Source organism: Staphylococcus muscae (assembly GCF_003019275.1).
GTDB classification, from domain to species: Bacteria; Bacillota; Bacilli; order Staphylococcales; family Staphylococcaceae; genus Staphylococcus; species Staphylococcus muscae.
Map to the genome: position 1 here is coordinate 183,626 of NZ_CP027848.1, position 15,006 is coordinate 198,631.

General features: G+C 38.4%; 15 protein-coding genes and 1 pseudogene. 13 read left to right on the top strand and 3 right to left on the bottom strand.

What is annotated here, in order from left to right; genetic code table 11:
• Positions 1-10 precede the first annotated feature (10 nt).
• Positions 11-145: pseudogene (locus C7J88_RS10715) on the bottom strand (YSIRK-type signal peptide-containing protein); the annotation flags it as partial.
• Between the two features lie 308 nt (positions 146-453).
• On the opposite strand from C7J88_RS10715, the gene def reads away from it, so the two are divergent.
• Genes def through pknB form a run of 6 tightly spaced genes read left to right on the top strand, consistent with a single transcriptional unit; the run spans position 454 to position 7,086 of the window.
• The gene (gene def, locus C7J88_RS00900; protein WP_095116282.1) at positions 454-942 is read left to right on the top strand and encodes a peptide deformylase; all 489 of its coding nucleotides are present in this window, start codon (positions 454-456) and stop codon (positions 940-942) included.
• Complete coding sequence (fmt, locus tag C7J88_RS00905; RefSeq protein ID WP_095116284.1) at positions 935-1,870, top strand: methionyl-tRNA formyltransferase; 936 nt, start codon at positions 935-937, stop codon at positions 1,868-1,870. The genes def and fmt overlap by 8 nt, the downstream gene beginning before the upstream one ends.
• Positions 1,867-3,171 (top strand): 16S rRNA (cytosine(967)-C(5))-methyltransferase RsmB, encoded by a 1,305-nt coding sequence (gene rsmB / locus C7J88_RS00910; protein ID WP_095116285.1) that lies wholly within the window; start codon positions 1,867-1,869, stop codon positions 3,169-3,171. The genes fmt and rsmB overlap by 4 nt, the downstream gene beginning before the upstream one ends.
• A 1-nt stretch (position 3,172) precedes the next feature.
• Positions 3,173-4,267 carry a dual-specificity RNA methyltransferase RlmN gene (gene rlmN / locus C7J88_RS00915; protein WP_095116287.1) on the top strand — a complete coding sequence of 365 codons (1,095 nt, stop codon included), beginning with the start codon at positions 3,173-3,175 and terminating at the stop codon, positions 4,265-4,267.
• Between the two features lie 6 nt (positions 4,268-4,273).
• Positions 4,274-5,017, top strand: coding sequence for a Stp1/IreP family PP2C-type Ser/Thr phosphatase (locus tag C7J88_RS00920; RefSeq protein ID WP_095116290.1), 744 nt, complete (start codon positions 4,274-4,276; stop codon positions 5,015-5,017).
• Positions 5,014-7,086, top strand: a complete 2,073-nt coding sequence (gene pknB, locus C7J88_RS00925) for a Stk1 family PASTA domain-containing Ser/Thr kinase (RefSeq protein ID WP_095116291.1) — start codon at positions 5,014-5,016, stop codon at positions 7,084-7,086. The genes C7J88_RS00920 and pknB overlap by 4 nt, the downstream gene beginning before the upstream one ends.
• Before the next feature lie 65 nt (positions 7,087-7,151).
• Here the strand turns inward: pknB and C7J88_RS00930 are convergent, their stop codons facing one another.
• On the bottom strand, positions 7,152-8,069 hold the full coding sequence (locus C7J88_RS00930; protein ID WP_157728679.1) for a trypsin-like serine peptidase: 918 nt from the start codon (positions 8,067-8,069) through the stop codon (positions 7,152-7,154).
• A 303-nt stretch (positions 8,070-8,372) separates the two neighbouring features.
• Here C7J88_RS00930 and rsgA point away from each other — a divergent pair, with 303 nt between their 5' ends.
• Genes rsgA through C7J88_RS00945 form a run of 3 tightly spaced genes read left to right on the top strand, consistent with a single transcriptional unit; the run spans position 8,373 to position 10,548 of the window.
• Positions 8,373-9,248, top strand: coding sequence for a ribosome small subunit-dependent GTPase A (gene rsgA, locus C7J88_RS00935; protein ID WP_095116296.1), 876 nt, complete (start codon positions 8,373-8,375; stop codon positions 9,246-9,248).
• Entirely contained in the window at positions 9,248-9,904 is a 657-nt protein-coding gene (gene rpe, locus C7J88_RS00940) for a ribulose-phosphate 3-epimerase (protein WP_095116298.1), read from the top strand. Before rsgA ends, rpe begins: the two co-directional genes overlap by 1 nt.
• On the top strand, positions 9,904-10,548 hold the full coding sequence (locus C7J88_RS00945) for a thiamine diphosphokinase (RefSeq protein WP_095116300.1): 645 nt from the start codon (positions 9,904-9,906) through the stop codon (positions 10,546-10,548). Before rpe ends, C7J88_RS00945 begins: the two co-directional genes overlap by 1 nt.
• 113 nt (positions 10,549-10,661) lie before the next feature.
• On the opposite strand, the gene rpmB is transcribed toward C7J88_RS00945, so the two are convergent.
• Positions 10,662-10,850, bottom strand: coding sequence for a 50S ribosomal protein L28 (gene rpmB, locus C7J88_RS00950; protein ID WP_086429264.1), 189 nt, complete (start codon positions 10,848-10,850; stop codon positions 10,662-10,664).
• A gap of 361 nt (positions 10,851-11,211) precedes the next feature.
• Here rpmB and C7J88_RS00955 point away from each other — a divergent pair, with 361 nt between their 5' ends.
• The 4 genes from C7J88_RS00955 (at position 11,212) to sdaAA (ending at position 15,005) form a co-directional block, all read left to right on the top strand.
• Positions 11,212-11,586 (top strand): Asp23/Gls24 family envelope stress response protein, encoded by a 375-nt coding sequence (locus tag C7J88_RS00955; RefSeq protein ID WP_095116302.1) that lies wholly within the window; start codon positions 11,212-11,214, stop codon positions 11,584-11,586.
• 12 nt (positions 11,587-11,598) lie between these two features.
• Positions 11,599-13,266: a fatty acid kinase catalytic subunit FakA gene (gene fakA, locus C7J88_RS00960; protein WP_095116304.1), complete on the top strand. Its 1,668-nt coding sequence runs from the start codon at positions 11,599-11,601 to the stop codon at positions 13,264-13,266.
• A gap of 189 nt (positions 13,267-13,455) precedes the next feature.
• Positions 13,456-14,121 carry an L-serine ammonia-lyase, iron-sulfur-dependent subunit beta gene (gene sdaAB, locus C7J88_RS00965; protein WP_095116306.1) on the top strand — a complete coding sequence of 222 codons (666 nt, stop codon included), beginning with the start codon at positions 13,456-13,458 and terminating at the stop codon, positions 14,119-14,121.
• A 14-nt stretch (positions 14,122-14,135) separates the two neighbouring features.
• Entirely contained in the window at positions 14,136-15,005 is an 870-nt protein-coding gene (sdaAA, locus tag C7J88_RS00970; protein WP_095116309.1) for an L-serine ammonia-lyase, iron-sulfur-dependent, subunit alpha, read from the top strand.
• Position 15,006: the final 1 nt, after the last annotated feature.

The following is a 15,006-nucleotide window of genomic DNA, read 5'->3' on the forward strand; positions in this document are numbered from 1 at the left end:
GTGTTTCAATTTCATCCGCTTTGGCATCATCACTTAATCCGAAAATTAATGTGGAGCCGACTAAAATGGAGGCAACGCCCACGGTAAACTTTCGAATAGAGTACTTATTCAGCCGATTTGGAATAAAATCGTACTTCTTATTCATATTTACACCCCTATACGTTTTATTTAGCGTATATTCATACTGCTAAGGAGATTATATGCTAAGATTTTTATAAAAACAACATCGAAATTTAATTAAAATAAAAACTTAATAACTATTTTGAGATAGTGATAATTGATGTTCTTAAGTATTTAATATGTTGATTTTTGATGTTTCAAAGTAATGGGAAAGAAAAGTAATCAAACAGTTGATATGAAAGGTTTTTAACGTTATCACATGGCACAGAACTATCGTTTGAACGAGATTTAAGCTATAATGAAATGATGAATTTTGTATGAGGAGTGTGCATCATGGCGATAAAAAAAATTTTAAATTATCGCACGTCTAATTTGCGACAAAAGACGCTACCGGTAACAACATTTAACGAAAAGCTAACAACTTTAATAGAAAATCTTGAAGATACGATGTATGAGATGGACAGTCAGGCGATTGCCGCACCACAAATCGGTGTAAATCAACAAGTGGCTTTAATCGATATGGGACAAGATGGTTTGCTGCAATTGATAAACCCGGAAATTATTTCTTCTAGCTCGGAAACAGCTATCGAGTTGGAAGGATGTATGAGTGTTCCAGGTCGTTACGGTGAAGTTGAGAGAAGTCGTATGATTGTTGTGAAAAGCTACGACTTGCATGGCAATGAAGTGGAACTCACAGCATATGATGATATTGCACGTATGATTTTACATGAGATTGATACATTAAACGGTATTTTATTTATTGATAAAATGAAAAAAGAAGTGACAGAAGCAGAATTGGAGGCGTATTTAGAAGATGAGTAAAATAATTTTTATGGGGACACCCGATTTCTCAACGAAAATATTAGAAATGTTAATCGAGACGGAAGAAGTTATTGCTGTTGTTACACAACCAGATAGACCTGTGGGTAGAAAGAGAACACTGACGCCGCCACCAGTGAAAAAAGTAGCGGTAGCACATAATATTCCTGTTCTCCAACCTGAAAAGCTTACAGGGTCTGAAGAGTTAGAAACACTATTAAATATGCCATGTGATTTAATCGTTACTGCAGCTTTTGGACAATTATTGCCAGAATCATTACTTTCACACCCAACATATGGTGCTGTAAATGTGCATGCGTCTTTATTACCTAAATATCGTGGAGGTGCACCTATCCATCAATCTATTATCGATGGTGAGGCAGAAACAGGTGTCACAATTATGTATATGGTAAAACAATTAGATGCAGGAGACATTATTTCACAACGTGCCATTCCAATAGAAGAGACGGATAATGTAGGATCTATGCATGATAAGTTAAGTGATCTTGGAACAGTGCTTTTACAGGAAACACTGCCTAGTATTTTAGATGGAACGAATGCGCGTACACTGCAAGAATCTGATAAAGCGACTTTTGCTTCTAACATTCAACGTGAAGATGAGCGTATTGATTGGACCAAAGATGCACGTGCGGTCTTTAATCATATTCGTGGTTTATCACCATGGCCGGTTGCATATACGAAGTTAGATGATAAAGTCATGAAGTTATACGATGCACACATTGTGACTGGTAAGCAAGGTGAGCCGGGACAAATTATCGAAACGACAAAAAAACAAATAATAGTCGGAACGGGTTCTGAAGATGCTATTGCATTGACAGAAATTCAACTTGCAGGGAAGAAAAGAATGCCTGTTGCGAACTTCTTGAGTGGTTATCACGAAACTCTCGTTGGAAAGGAATTACATTCATGACAACTGTACGTGAACTGAGTTATCAAACATTAGAAGCAGTATTAAAAGATGGTGCATACAGTAATTTAAAAATGAATGAAGTGTTACAGGAACACCCTTTAAGTCCTGCTGATCGAGGTCTTTACACGGCTCTTGTCTATGGGACACTGAAACGAAAACTCACTTTAGATTTTTATTTAAAGCCGTACGTCAAAACGAAAATTAAAGGATGGGTGAGACGTCTGCTTTGGATGAGTTTGTATCAATTCGTCTATATGGATAAAATTCCTACGCATGCCATTATTAATGAAGCGGTTGAAATTGCTAAGCAACGTGGTGGTAAACAAACAGGCAATACAGTGAATGCGATTCTTCGCCAAGCAACGACGCAACCGTTGAGAAGTATCGATAGTATTAAAAATAAAGAAGAGCAGTTATCCATTCGTTACAGTCTGCCTACGTGGATTATTCGTCATTGGAAAACACACTTTGGACTTGAAAAAACCGAAGAAATCGCTGCACAGATGTTGCTTCCAGCTGTACAGACAGTGCGTGTAAATCGTACAAAACTGACACCTGATGAAGCGGTAGCACAATTGATAGAAGAAGGGTATCGTGTACAACAAGATAACGATATTGCACACTGTTTGATTGTTGAAGGCACAGGCGTGATGCAGTCGCAACTGTTTAGAGAAGGTAAGATTAGTATTCAAGATAAAAGTTCAATGTTTGTTGCAGAAATGATAGATTTACAACATGGACAACGCGTGTTAGATTGTTGCAGTGCACCAGGTGGCAAGTCATGTCATATGGCAGAGATATTAGATGGAACAGGGGAAATACTTGCGACGGATATCCATGATCATAAAATTGGATTGATTCAACATAATATTGATAAGTTAGGATTGTCAGGCATTCAAGCTCGTCAGCATGATGCGACAGCACCTTATGAAGGGACATTTGATCGTATATTAGTCGATGCCCCTTGTAGTGGACTTGGTGTACTACGACACAAACCAGAAATTCGATATACAATGAACCAAGAAACGGTCGATCAATTAGTTAAGATTCAATTACAAATCCTTAACAATGTTGCGCAAAATTTAAAAATAGGTGGCGAGCTCATCTATTCAACCTGTACAATAGAACAAATGGAGAATGAGAATGTGATTTATACCTTTTTAAAAGCACATCCTGAATTTGAATTTGTTACATTACAAGATCCAAGAACGAAAGAACAAGTTAAAACATTACAACTTCTACCACAAGATTTTGATGCAGATGGCTTTTTTATAACGAAGATAAGAAGAAAGGATCAGTGAGATGATAACAGCAGAAAAGAAGAAAAAAAATAAATTCTTGCCTGATTTTGAGAAACAATCAATTTATTCCGTCCGCTTTGACGAAATGAAAGATTGGTTGAAAACACATGGACAACAAAGCTTTAGAGCAAAGCAAATATTTGAATGGCTTTATGACAAACGAGTCAATCAATTTGATGAGATGACGAACTTGTCGAAAGACTTACGTCAACTGCTTGAAGATAACTTTACAATGACGACATTAGAAACTGTTGTACGACAAGAAAGTCGTGACGGTACGATTAAGTTTTTGTTTGAATTGCAAGATGGTTATACAATTGAAACAGTTTTAATGCGACATGAATATGGCAACTCAGTTTGCGTGACAACACAAGTTGGTTGCCGTATCGGTTGTACGTTCTGTGCTTCAACATTAGGTGGATTGAAGCGTAATCTTGAAGCAGGTGAGATTGTTTCACAAGTATTAACTGTACAGAAAGCGTTGGACGAAACAGACGAGCGTGTGTCATCAATCGTTATCATGGGAATCGGTGAACCTTTTGAGAACTATGATGAAATGATGGATTTCTTAAAAATCATTAATGATGATAATGGTCTCAATATTGGTGCACGCCACATTACGGTATCAACATCTGGCATTATTCCACGTATTTATGATTTTGCGGATGAATCATTACAAATCAACTTTGCGATTAGTTTGCACGCAGCGAACAATGATATCCGTTCACAACTCATGCCGATTAACCGTGCTTATGATGTGAACAAATTAATTGAAGCAATTGAATACTATCAAGAGAAAACCAACCGTCGTATTACATTTGAATATGGCTTGTTTGGTGGTGTGAATGATCAATTGACACATGCACGTGAACTCGCAGCGTTGATCAAACATTTGAACTGTCATGTGAACTTAATTCCAGTCAATCATGTACCAGAACGTAACTATGTAAAAACACCGAAAGAAGATATCTTTAAGTTTGAAAAAGAATTAAAACGTCTCGGTATTAATGCGACGATTCGTCGTGAACAAGGTGCTGACATCGATGCAGCATGTGGACAGTTACGCGCGAAGGAACGAGAAGCAGAAACGAGGTAGAGAGTGATGTTAAATGCAGAACTTTATTCGATAACAGGAGATTATCGTGATCAGAACGAAGATGCGGCCGGTGTCTTTTACAATCAAACAGATCAACAGTTACTTGTCATGTGTGATGGTATGGGCGGTCATTTGGCTGGTGAAGTGGCATCGCAGTTTGTTGTAGAAGCACTTCAAACACGTTTTGAACGCGAAAATTTCATTGAACAAAATCAAGCAGAAGCGTGGTTAAAAGAAACATTACAAGCAGTGAATCTAGAGCTTTATGCATTGGCACAAGAAAACGACGCATACACAGGTATGGGAACAACATGTGTTTGTGCACTTGTGTATGATCATCATATCATCGTTGCGAATATTGGTGATTCACGTGCCTATTTGGTGAACAGCAGAACGTGTGATCAAGTGACAATGGACCATACATTTGTAAACCAACTCGTAATGCTTGGACAGATTACCGAAGAAGAAGCTTTTAACCATCCGAAACGACACCTTATTACGAAAGTCATGGGAACAGATAAACTTGTGAGTCCAGATGTTTATACAAGACGCACACAGTTTTACCAATATTTATTATTAAATACCGATGGCTTAACAGATTATGTCACAAAACAAGAAATTCAAGAGTTACTTGTTGAACCGAAAACACTGCGTGAACTAGGAGATGACTTGTTAGCACGTGCAGAAGTGCGTGCGGCTAAAGACAATGTTTCATTCATTCTGGCAGAAATTGCAGGTGATCCAGTATGATCGGGCGCATCATTGATGAACGTTATGAGATTCAAGATGTTTTAGGCGGCGGTGGCATGTCAAAAGTATACGGAGCGATGGATACGATTTTGAATCGCAAAGTTGCAGTCAAGATGATCCAAGTTCCTGCAAGTGAGAGACAGGCAACGATTGATCGTTTTGAGAGAGAAGTTCAGAATACAACACAATTATCGCATCCAAACATTGTCAGTGTTTTAGATGTTGGAGAAGAAGATGATTGTTTCTATCTTGTGATGGAATTCATTGAAGGAACAACATTGTCTGAATACATTAAAACACATGGACCGATTGCCCCTGAGAAAGCGATTGGCTATATTGAACAAGTGATGCAAGGGATTCAACATGCGCATGAACAAGGCATTGTACATCGTGATATAAAACCACAAAATATTATGATTGACCCCAATGATACGTTGAAAATTGTTGATTTTGGTATTGCGAAAGCATTGAGTGAGTCAACGATGACACAAACGAATCATGTGATTGGTACTGTACAATATTTATCACCTGAACAAGCAAAAGGCGAAAAAACAGGTGAGCGTACAGATATTTATTCGATTGGTATTGTTTTATATGAAATGTTGACTGGAGCAGCACCATTTCACGGTGAAACAGCAGTAAGTATTGCGATTAAACAAATTCAAGAACCTGTACCCAATGTGACAGAGCATCATCCAGACATCCCACAAGCTTTGAGTAACGTTATACTGAGAGCAACAGAAAAAGAACCTGTAAATCGCTATGTGACAGTGTCTGAAATGGCACACGATGTGGCAACAGTACTCGATGATAGTCGAGCAGATGAACAGATGTACCAAGCTGACGAATCTATTACGAAAACAGTCGCAGTGGATAAAAATGCATTGAAGCAACAACAAGAACCTGTTACATCAAATGAGACTGCGAGTATTCCGATTGTCCAAACAGAACAAAACACAACACGATCAACGCCACCACCGAGAACACATCGTGCGGCAATGGCAAGTGCGTATACGGGAAAACCGAAACGTTCACGCAAGAAGAAAGTAATTGCGGGATTGATTTTGTTGTTGTTATTTGTAAGTTTATTTTTCTTCGTGACTGCAGCAATGATGGGGAATAAATATAGCCAAGTACCAAACGTACTCGGGCAAACGGAAGAACGTGCGACAGAGATGCTAGCTGAGAAAAATCTCAAAGTAGGCAATGTTTCACAAACGTATAATGATCAGTATGAAGAAGGTCAAATTGCTTCAATCAGTCCGAAAGAAGGCGAGAAAGTAAAACAAGATAGCACAGTGGATCTTGTTATTTCGAAAGGTGAGCACCGTGAAAAAATGCCGGATTTAGTCGGTAAATCACGTGAAGAAGCTGAAAAAGTACTCGGAGAATTAGGCTTTGAAAAAGTACATTATACAACGGCTTATACGCAAAATGACATTCCGAAAGGCCATATCGAAGCGCAAAATGTTTCACCAGGCACGGAAGTTTCTGTGAAAAAAGAGATGATTGAGATTACGGAATCACTCGGTAAACGCCAAGTATATGTCAATGACTATACGTACAAGGATATTGCACTAGCAACTTCAGATTTAGAATCAGAAGGTTTGAAAGTGACAGTGATTGAACGACGTGAAGATAACAAAGTGAAGGAAAATCATATTATTAAACAGTCACCAAAAAATAAAGAAGTTGATGAAGGTTCTGAAGTTAAGTTTATCGTTTCTAAAGGAGCTTCAGAAGCAGATAAGCTGAAAAACAAACCGAAAGACGATGACAAGGATAAAGATGATGAAGAAGACAGCTCAGATAATAAACAAGCTTATGATAAGACATATACGCAATCATTGACGATTCCATATACTGGAAAAGATAAAAAACCTCAAAAAGTTGAAGTCTATATAAAAGACAAAAACAATGATGGTAAAAAGCCACGTACATTCCAAATTAAAAACAACACGTCTCAAGTATTAAACTTCACAATTGAAGACGGTGGTAGTGCAAGCTATCGTGTTGTTGTAGACGGTAAAGAAGTGGAAAGTAATGAAATAAAATATGATGACTTCTAACGAAAAGCACGTGATGTATATCCGAAAATATACGTCACGTGCTTTTTAAATGGGGGATATTGCATTTAATAGGAGATATTATTTATTTCTTTTCTCACATGTTTAGTCATGACAACGCCATAGCCCATTTCTTCTTCATTGTATTTGAAAGTAGATCGACCGGAATTATTGAAACCATTTGGAAAAATACCAATTAATTCATTATTGACATTCATCATGGGACTTCCAGAATTACCCTTTCTCGTAACGGCATTAAAGTAAATTTGTGGTTCTTTTGTAGTTGCTTTATTTAAATAATAGCCCTGTGTAATAAACATTTGATGACTAGGTATTTTTGCAAGTGATGGATAACGTGATTCAAAGTACTTAGGATCAGGGTATCCAACAATCTTAATCCGATCTTTGAATGACATTGATTCGATACTATGCTCACTTGCAATCGGCATTGGTGTCATGACATCACTGAGATTTTCATGAGTATGAACAACAGCCAAGTCGACGCCCTTAATCATATGGACTGAACGCACGGTAAAAGTATAAGGAGTTTGCGTCGGTGTTTGCATCGGTTTGAATCGTAAAAATTGTGGTTTGGCAGGACGATAGTTTCGTTTTCCAGGCCTTGTTTTTGATTCTTCGACCACATGATTATTCGTCAATAGTGTGTGATCATCTATCGCAACGGCTGTGCCTGCGATATCTCTTTTATGATTAATGAGTCGCCCGATAGATTGATACGGCTTGGGTATGGGTGATTGAACTGTTTTAATCGACACATCATCATCATCGATACGCTGTGCCAATTGGAAAGCTTTTCCACTCCCAGACTGTTTTTTTATTGCGTTATTTGTGACGTAGGCATCGTCAGGGTCATTTGTCGGGTGAACTTGAACGTTGCTTGACTGTGGACGATTAATAATCGTGAATGCTACGATGAAACAGATAAATAACAAGCCTATAAAAATAAGAAAAGGTTGTTTTTTCAATGGCAAAAGTACTCCTTTTATAAAAATGCTTTTTCAATATAGTATAAACAGGTATAAGATGATGTCAAATATGGGATGGTCTTAGAATGTAGTATAAGGTTTGAGTACATCGGATATTATCCTGAGTGCAATGTTTTTATTTCTTTGACATCTAAATTTGCTATTCCATATTAAAATTAAAATCGCATCAATATCATATACAGAAGTGAAGTGTGTCATTGTAGCATTCGCAACTGTTACGAGATGACGTATTTTGGTATAATTAACGTAATTTGAAATAGATGATTAAGATGAGGTGTGAATTTGAAAACAGGACAGATTATTAAGTCTATCAGTGGTGTATACCGAGTTGATGTGGATGGGGAGCAATTTGATGCGAAACCACGTGGACTCTTTAGAAAAAAACAAATAACACCGGTAGTCGGTGATATTGTAGATATCGATTTTGAAACGCATGCATCAGGCTATATTCAGCATGTACATGAACGGAAAAATGAGCTGAAACGACCGCCAGTGAGTAATATTGATATACTTGTTGTTGTGATGAGTGCGGTAGAGCCGGACTTCTCAACACAATTGTTAGATCGTTTTCTTGTGATTGCCCATTCTTATGGTTTGTCACCACGGATTGTCATTACGAAGAAAGATTTGGCAACTGATGCACAACGAGCTGAAATTGAACGTTTGTTAGCAATTTATCAACACATTGGTTATGATACGCAATTTATTGGTAAGGATGATGATGTTCAAGCGGTATTTGATGCGTGGGAGTCAGGCATAGCAGTATTAAGCGGTCAATCAGGTGTTGGGAAGTCAACGCTACTGAATAGTTATCGACCAGAGTTGGCGCTTGAAACGAATAGTATTTCACAATCTTTGAACCGTGGACGCCATACGACACGACATGTAGAACTCTATCCACGAGCAAATGGTTATATTGCGGATACGCCTGGATTTAGTGCGCTTGATTTTGATCACATTGAAAAGTATGAGCTAGATGGGTATTTTATTGAAATCAGTGAAGCGAGTGAGTATTGTAAGTTTCGTGATTGCTCGCACACAAATGAGCCGAAATGTCATGTGAAAGCACTGGTGGAATCGGGCGAAATTGCTGATTTCAGATATCAACATTACGAACAATTACTACAAGAAATTTCTAATCGAAAGGTACGATACTAATGACAAAAGTTTTCCCTTCTTTATTATCTGCAGATTTTTTAAAGTTACAAGATGAGCTACACGCACTTGAAAAAGCAGGTGTTGACGGTGTACATTTTGACGTAATGGATGGACAGTTTGTGCCAAATATTTCAATTGGATTTCCGATACTAGAAGCAGTTCGACGTGGGACATCATTGCCAATCGATGTACATCTAATGATTGACAACCCAGAAGCGTACATTGATGACTTCTGTGAAAAAGGTGCTGACAAAGTCTCTATCCATGTTGAAGCAACGCCACATATTCATCGTGCCATTCAAAAAATTCATGCACATGGTAAGGAAGCCGGTATTGTGTTAAACCCTGGCACATCAATTGAAGCGATACGTCCTATCATTGGTGATGTCGACTTCGTATTAATTATGTCAGTGAATCCCGGTTTTGGTGGACAAGCGTTCATATCATCAAGCCTTGATAAAATTCGTGAACTTAAAATATTGCGTGAGAAGTTAGGTTTGTCATTCCGCATTGAAGTAGACGGTGGTGTAAATGCGGAAACGGCACAACAAGTTGTTGAAGCGGGTGCGGATTGGCTCGTAGCAGGTTCATACTTCTTCAATCAAGAGCAGTATGCACAAGCTGTTGTGACACTAAAAGGTGAGGCGTCATCTTAATGTCAAAACGTATTCATTTACTATGCAGTGATCGTTATCTTCCTGAAGGGCTCTTTGAAACATTGAAAGATGCAGAATGGGGTGGTGTCGATCGTGGAACAAAGATCCTTTTAGAACAAGGCATTCAACCGACTTTTACAGTAGGTGACTTTGATTCGGTTACCGATGCAGAGCGTGCATGGATATCGGAACACATCGCCATTTCGCCTGTTCCAGCAGAAAAAGCAGATACAGACTTAGGGCTTGCTGTTGCAGAAGCGGTAGCACATGGATATAAAGAAATTGCCATCTATGGTGCAACAGGTGGTCGATTAGATCATTTTATGGGTGCAATGCAATTGTTGAAGGCACCTTCTTATCAAGCGTGTCGCATTGAATTGATTGATATTCAAAATGAAATTACATTATTGTCAAAAGGTTGTTATGACATCCAATGTAAGTCACAGTTTCCATACATTTCTTTTGTGCCTGCTAACGAACAGGTTACATTGTCTTTAAAAGGGTTTAAATATGACTTGGATGAAGAAACATTAGAAATCGGAACGACACTTACCATTTCAAATGAGTTTCATCATGAACATGCACAAATCAACGTGCATGAAGGATTAGTATATCAAATACGCAGTCGAGATATGACTGAATGATAAAAGTAAAAGAAACGACTTGAGTTCATATCAATGTGATATCAAGTCGTTTTTTGTACAAAAAAAACGAGACTGCCACATATAGTCTCGTTCTATTTCTTATAATATTAAAATTATACGCGTGTTACTTTACCTGATTTTAAAGCACGTGCTGAAACCCAAACTTTTTTAGGTTTACCATCAACAAGGATTCTCACTTTTTGTAAGTTCGCATTCCAACGACGCTTCGTTGAGTTTAATGCGTGTGAGCGTCTGTTACCAGTTGATGCTTTACGTCCTGTTACGAAACATTCTTTACCCATCATCGTACCTCCTTTAAGAAATACAAATACACTTTGCTACTACATACTACGGTAATATACCATAATATAAGAGTGTGTGCAATAAAAAGATAGGCACAATTTTATAAATCACTTTGTGTCTTTTTAAGTTTCTGTTATAATTTACTATTGTGATTACATATAAGGTGTTTAAGTGCTTGATTTTAGCAGTTGAACGGCCTTAGTTTATTCATTATAGTAGCGTACATATTCTGTACATAGTAAAATATAACTAATTGTAATATGTGCAATTGTATGTTTAATTAGTACTATTGATTTGAACAGCAAATTTAACAACGAAAATGTAGCGATAAGCAATTAATAGAATAGGAGGCGTAACGATATGGCATTAGAAATTACAAATGATTACGGTAGTATCGATATTTCGAATGAGGTGATCGCTTCTGTTGTAGGCGGTAAAGCAGTTGAATGTTACGGGATTGTCGGCATGGCTTCTCGTCAACAAGTACGCGATGGTATTGCTGAAATATTAGGTCATGAAAATTACGCAAAAGGGATTGTTGTAAGAGAAAATGACGGCACTCTAGATGTAGATATGTATATTATTGTCAGCTATGGCGTGAAAATTTCGGAAGTTGCACAAAACGTCCAATCAACGGTGAAATATACATTAGAACATACACTTAAATTAAAAGTAAACTCAGTTAATATATTCGTACAAGGCGTACGTTTTAACAATGACGGGAACGACAAATAGGAGGACATTCGCATGGTTACGAAAATCAACGGTAATCTATTTGCCGATATGATTATACAAGGGGCTCAAAACTTATCAAACAATGCTGATTTAGTGGATTCATTGAACGTATATCCAGTACCAGATGGAGATACAGGAACGAATATGAATCTTTCGATGACTTCAGGTAAAGAAGAAGTACAAAACAATCCAACGAGCCATATTGGTGACTTAGGTAAGTCATTTTCGAAAGGATTGTTGATGGGAGCACGTGGTAACTCAGGTGTAATCTTGTCACAAATCTTCCGTGGCTTTTCAAAAGCACTTGAAGATGAAAGTGAAATTGACGCAAAGCAATTTGCACGCAGCTTTGATGCTGGTGTTAAAACAGCATACAAAGCAGTTATGAAACCAGTCGAAGGTACGATTCTAACAGTTGCAAAAGATGCAGGTAAAGCGGCAGTCGATACAGCTGAAAAAACAGACGACTGTTTAGAAGTAATGACTGCAGTATATGAAGCGGCACAAAAATCTTTAGAGAATACACCGAATTTATTACCTGTATTGAAAGAAGTAGGCGTTGTAGATAGCGGTGGTAAAGGTTTAACGTTAGTATACGAAGGCTTTGTCAAAGCGATGAAAGGTGAAACAATCGAAGCGCAAACGCCGAAAGTAGACAAGGAAGAATTCTTCAATGATGACCATGACTTCCATGGTGTGATTAACACGGAAGATATCATTTATGGTTACTGTACAGAGATGATGGTCCGCTTCCAATCTGGCAAAGAACCATTTGACGAACCAACTTTCAGAGAAGATATGAGTCGTTTCGGTGATTCATTACTTGTTATTAGCGATGATGAAATCGTTAAAGTTCACGTACATACTGAGACACCGGGTGAAGTTTTTACTTTCGGTCAAAAGTATGGTGAATTGATCAAGGTGAAAGCAGAAAACATGCGTGAACAACACCGTGAAGTATTGCGTAAAGAAGCTGGAAAATCAGACAAAGAAGTAGCAACTGAACCAGCAGCGACTGAAAAAGTCGAAACAGCGATTATTACGATTTCAATGGGTGATGGCATCACGAAGCTCTTCAAATCAATGGGTGCGACACATATCATTAGTGGTGGTCAAACAATGAATCCATCGACAGAAGATATCGTGACAGTGATTCAAGAAAGTGGTTGTAAACGTGCAATCATCTTACCGAATAACAAAAATATTCAGATGGCGAGTCAACAAGCAGCTGAAATCGTCGATGTCGATGCAGTCGTTGTACCGACACGTACAGTACCACAAGGTATTGCAGCGATGTTCAGTTATGATACAACTGCTTCATTGGAAGAAAATGCTGAAGCGATGACAGATGCGCTATCTAATGTTAAGTCAGGTTCTATTACGTATGCTGTGCGTGATACGAAAATCGACGGCATCAAGATTGAAAAAGATGCATACATGGGATTAGTTGAAGATAAAATCGTTGTAAGTGACCGTGATGCAAAAGCTACATTACAACAAACTTTAGAAGCAATGTTAGATGATGACAGTGAAATTTTAACAGTCATTGCAGGTGAAGAAGCAACAGATGAACATACAGCATTTATTGAGTCGTTTGTTGAAGAACACTTTGAAGATGTTGAAATTGAAATTCAAGACGGACAGCAACCAATCTATCCTTATTTATTCTCTGTTGAGTAATAAAGGCAAGATGACGTGAGATAGATAAGTGGGACATTTTCTTAATGATATTGAGAAAGTGTCCCACTTTTTGTACGTTTATTTTATTTAAATTCATATTATTTAGAAATTGGTGACAAAAGTTTCAATATAAAAGTTAGAATTGTTATAATAGCATTATATTTTATGGGGAGATTCAGGGGGGATACTATGAAATTTAAAAGTGTATTCGACATTATTGGACCTACGATGGTCGGTCCATCATCATCGCATACAGCAGGTGCGGTTCGCATCGGACTTGTAGCACGTTCATTATTCGGAGGTCAGCCAGCGCAAGTCGATATTTATTTGTTCGGATCATTTATGGAAACATATAAGGGGCATGGTACTGATGTCGCACTAGTGGGCGGACTGCTCGGCTATGATACAGATGATAGCCGTATCGAATCAAGCCTTGAAACAGCAAAAGAACTGGGTATGCGTGTGAACTTTATTGAGATGTCTGAAGAGCGTTCGCATCCTAATACGGCAATTATCGATATGACTGACGGTGAAACAACCATTTCAGTTGAAGGGGTATCAATTGGTGGCGGTAAGATTGAAGTTGTCGCAATTAATAATTTTCCAATCAATATGAGTGGAAATTATCCAACGTTGCTCGTTTTTCACAAAGATACATTTGGTACTATTGGGAAAGTAGCAAATGTTTTAGGTGAGAACAGTATCAATGTTGGTAGTATGCACGTTTCGAGAAAAGAAAAGGGAGACCAGGCATTAATGACATGCGAATTGGACGAGTCTGTCAGTCCTGCAATGATTGAAGAGATTCGCCAAATACCAGGTATTATTACTGTATCGTTAATGGGAGAAGGTTGATTGGAGGGATTCTAATGTTTAAAAGTGTGAAAGAATTAATTTCAAAATGTGAGTCAGAAAATAAAGCGATATATGAAGTGATGCTTGAACAAGAAATGTCAGTGACTGGCATGTCGAAAGAAGATGTATATGCGCACATGGATCGTAACTTAACGACGATGGAAAATGCGGTTGCAGAGGGGTTAAATGGCGTTACATCTAAAACTGGCTTGACAGGCGGCGATGCAGTACTGATGCAACAATACATCGCAAGTGGCAATGCGTTAGCTGGCAATCTAGTACTTGATGCCATCAGTAAAGCTGTTGCAACGAATGAAGTGAATGCAGCGATGGGAAAAATATGTGCGACGCCTACTGCTGGCTCAGCTGGGGTTGTACCAGGCGTATTGTTTGCGCTCAAAGACAAGTTACAACTTGATCGACAAGGCATGTTGAATTTCTTACTAACAGCAGGTGCTTTTGGTTTTGTCGTAGCGAATAATGCATCTATATCTGGTGCTGCTGGTGGGTGTCAAGCAGAAGTCGGTTCAGCGAGTGCGATGGCAGCCGCAGCAATCGTTGAAGCTGCTGGTGGTTCTGCACAACAGTCAGCAGAAGGATTTGCTATTTGTATGAAAAACATGCTTGGCCTCGTATGCGATCCTGTGGCTGGCCTTGTTGAAGTTCCATGTGTCAAACGTAATGCAGCAGGTGCATCCAATGCGATTGTGTCGGCAGATATGGCACTCGCAGGTATTTCTTCACGCATTCCGACAGACGAAGTTATTGATGCAATGCACCGCATCGGTCAAACAATGCCAGTTGAATTGCGTGAAACAGGACGTGGTGGTTTGGCAGGTACGCCAACAGGCCAACGCCTAAAACAACAAATATTTGGTGATTAAA

Bases quoted from the DNA above. Each gene is read 5' to 3' on its own strand.
- def (WP_095116282.1), top strand. From the start codon at position 454: ATGGCGATAAAAAAAATTTTAAATTATCGCACGTCTAATTTGCGACAA.
- fmt (WP_095116284.1), top strand. From the start codon at position 935: ATGAGTAAAATAATTTTTATGGGGACACCCGATTTCTCAACGAAAATA.
- rsmB (WP_095116285.1), top strand. From the start codon at position 1,867: ATGACAACTGTACGTGAACTGAGTTATCAAACATTAGAAGCAGTATTA.
- rlmN (WP_095116287.1), top strand. From the start codon at position 3,173: ATGATAACAGCAGAAAAGAAGAAAAAAAATAAATTCTTGCCTGATTTT.
- C7J88_RS00920 (WP_095116290.1), top strand. From the start codon at position 4,274: ATGTTAAATGCAGAACTTTATTCGATAACAGGAGATTATCGTGATCAG.
- pknB (WP_095116291.1), top strand. From the start codon at position 5,014: ATGATCGGGCGCATCATTGATGAACGTTATGAGATTCAAGATGTTTTA.
- rpe (WP_095116298.1), top strand. From the start codon at position 9,248: ATGACAAAAGTTTTCCCTTCTTTATTATCTGCAGATTTTTTAAAGTTA.
- C7J88_RS00945 (WP_095116300.1), top strand. From the start codon at position 9,904: ATGTCAAAACGTATTCATTTACTATGCAGTGATCGTTATCTTCCTGAA.
- rpmB (WP_086429264.1), bottom strand. From the start codon at position 10,850: ATGGGTAAAGAATGTTTCGTAACAGGACGTAAAGCATCAACTGGTAAC.
- C7J88_RS00955 (WP_095116302.1), top strand. From the start codon at position 11,212: ATGGCATTAGAAATTACAAATGATTACGGTAGTATCGATATTTCGAAT.
- fakA (WP_095116304.1), top strand. From the start codon at position 11,599: ATGGTTACGAAAATCAACGGTAATCTATTTGCCGATATGATTATACAA.
- sdaAB (WP_095116306.1), top strand. From the start codon at position 13,456: ATGAAATTTAAAAGTGTATTCGACATTATTGGACCTACGATGGTCGGT.
- sdaAA (WP_095116309.1), top strand. From the start codon at position 14,136: ATGTTTAAAAGTGTGAAAGAATTAATTTCAAAATGTGAGTCAGAAAAT.